At 47.9% G+C, this 2,148-nt stretch carries 2 protein-coding genes; both read right to left on the bottom strand.

Features of this window, described 5'->3' with window-relative positions; all coding sequences use genetic code 11:
* Positions 1-74: 74 nt before the first annotated feature.
* On the bottom strand, positions 75-1,670 hold the full coding sequence (locus tag ABRP88_RS11270; RefSeq protein WP_349837249.1) for an ATP-dependent nuclease: 1,596 nt from the start codon (positions 1,668-1,670) through the stop codon (positions 75-77).
* A 27-nt stretch (positions 1,671-1,697) separates the two neighbouring features.
* On the bottom strand, positions 1,698-2,012 hold the full coding sequence (locus ABRP88_RS11275; protein WP_349837250.1) for a helix-turn-helix domain-containing protein: 315 nt from the start codon (positions 2,010-2,012) through the stop codon (positions 1,698-1,700).
* Between the last annotated feature and the right edge of the window lie 136 nt (positions 2,013-2,148).

The raw sequence follows: 2,148 nt of genomic DNA on the forward strand, positions 1-2,148 counted from the left end.
ATTTTGGGACCAGCACCCGCCGCAAGCAATAATAGAAATCAAGGCAAACGCCTAGGAACAAAACCCGGGGCACTTCACATAGCGATATCACGATCGGAATCACCGTCCCTAACCACCAGTGTGGGCACGCCAAAGGCACGAATGATTCTAGCCATATCTAGCAGCGAATTCGCACCACCGGCAACGGCTACTGATATGCCAAGATCTCTTAGTGTTAGTCCGCTGTTGTCGCAGGGCATGGTATCAAAAATCGCCCGCTCGGTATCACCTTCGACAACTAATGCGGCCTGTGAAAAAAGACTCTCTGTGATGCTCTCGAGAAAGTATTTGTCTAGATCCCCATTTTCTAACTTCTTAGTTAGATCTTCTTCGAAGCGTGGGCGGTGGACTTTTGAACCTGCGCGTGAACTTTCCACGCGAAATGTTCGCTCTAATTGAGTGGGATCTAAAAAGTAAGGGCTATGGGTAGCTACAACAAATTGTACGTTTCCCATGTGAGAGGCATTGACAAACGACCGTGCCATAAGTCGCGCTTGGACCGGATGCTGATAGACCTCCGGCTCCTCGATAAAAACTATAAGCGAGTTTCGCGGGTCTCCTAATCCGACGGCTTCTGGATCCTCATTAGGCGGTGGGGTTTCAGAGCGTGAATCGGCTGTAGCTTGAAGTAGTGCTAGGAGAGTTGCTCGTTGCACTCCATGTCCTTCGCGTTCGATGGGAAATTCACGACCTCCTTTGTGCATTTTAGATATAGCGCTCGGGCTGGCCTTTGGGGCCCAGTCCTGTAAACCAACCTCAAACTCGATTTGGGTATCAGGTAAATATCTTTCTAGGTGTCGATTGACTTTATGCGCTCGATCTTTCAGACGGCTAGCAGCAGATTCTTTGACGGTAGCTTCGAGTTGGTTTAAAACTTCTTGGTTCTCTTCCGTCCACTTGCTAATGGATTGCCCTACGACCCCTTTCAAGATGTCTCCAAGTAGTAGCTGAACGGCTGAGCCCTTGCCGGAAACATCGAATTGGCCGGTTAGATCCGGCGCAGCCGGAATAAATACGAAACCGGCGTCGGCTTTTAGCTTTTCGGACCCTACTGCACCAAAAAAATGATTTGCATCCTCGTCTTCAATCGGAGTCAAGGCTTCCCTATTTTCTGGTTTTAATTCCCAATCTTCAAGGGCTTTAAGGATTTCGTTTTTGGGAGATTTGCTGAAGCTCTGTAGGTCTGAAAAACTATCATCGGTAATAATTAATTCTTGAAGGCGTTTTCGAACCTCAGCTACTTTAGTCTCCTTTCTAAGCTTGGTGAACTCTTCGCAAACTAGTCGTTCTCCATATAGTTTCGACTTTTTCCCAACACCTCCAACTCGGGACAGGGTAATCTCATCTTTGAGGGCGTAAGGTCCGAAGTTTTCGCGGTCTACCTTAGATAAATCGTCAAAGGTGACGGTCACTTTGACGTAGGGTAACGCTGCTCGGTCATCTTGCCCTAGGTCTTTGGAAAACACATCGGAGGGTTCGAGTTCGAAATCGTCGAAGAACCATCTGACTGCGTGAAGGATAGATGATTTTCCTCCGCCGTTGTAGCCAATGAAAGCTGTGTAGGAACCAAACTCTTGTTTGAAGTCTGCGATAGCACGGAAGTTCTTAATAGACAAGCTCTTAATCTTCATAGCTCTAATTTAGCAACGGTAAAATAGTTATGCTGAACAAAAGCGGAGCTCGGAGAGACGCTCTGGCCTATAGGTGTTTAAGAATATGGCACGCCATGAAAATATTTCATAAGTCGACTGTTCAATCCGCCGGGCCTGACCCCCGATGTGTCCACTTTCCGGGGGCAGGCCCCTGTAGGCCCCATGGCTTTTGATGAGTCGTGCAACTTTCTTGTGATTTGTCGGGCCAAAGCTCTTATCGGCTTTAAGGCTTGCGACGATGCGTTTAGCACCATAAAGACCATGCTCATCATTAAAGATAGTGGTGATCTTCGCACCGATAAGACCGTCGGAATACATCATTGTATCCTGCGCTTTTTACGGGTTTGGGCCCATTTATACAACGAAAAACGATTGAGCTTGGTTGCGTCCGCTAGTGTGGTGTATCTGTAACCCGTGGTAAGCCTCGTGCCGGTGCACAATAAGGCGACCATCACGG

The organism is Corynebacterium sp. KPL2734 (genome assembly GCF_040225595.1).
Classification (GTDB): domain Bacteria; phylum Actinomycetota; class Actinomycetes; order Mycobacteriales; family Mycobacteriaceae; genus Corynebacterium; species Corynebacterium rhinophilum.

Bases quoted from the DNA above. Each gene is read 5' to 3' on its own strand.
- ABRP88_RS11270 (WP_349837249.1), bottom strand. From the start codon at position 1,670: ATGAAGATTAAGAGCTTGTCTATTAAGAACTTCCGTGCTATCGCAGAC.
- ABRP88_RS11275 (WP_349837250.1), bottom strand. From the start codon at position 2,012: ATGATGTATTCCGACGGTCTTATCGGTGCGAAGATCACCACTATCTTT.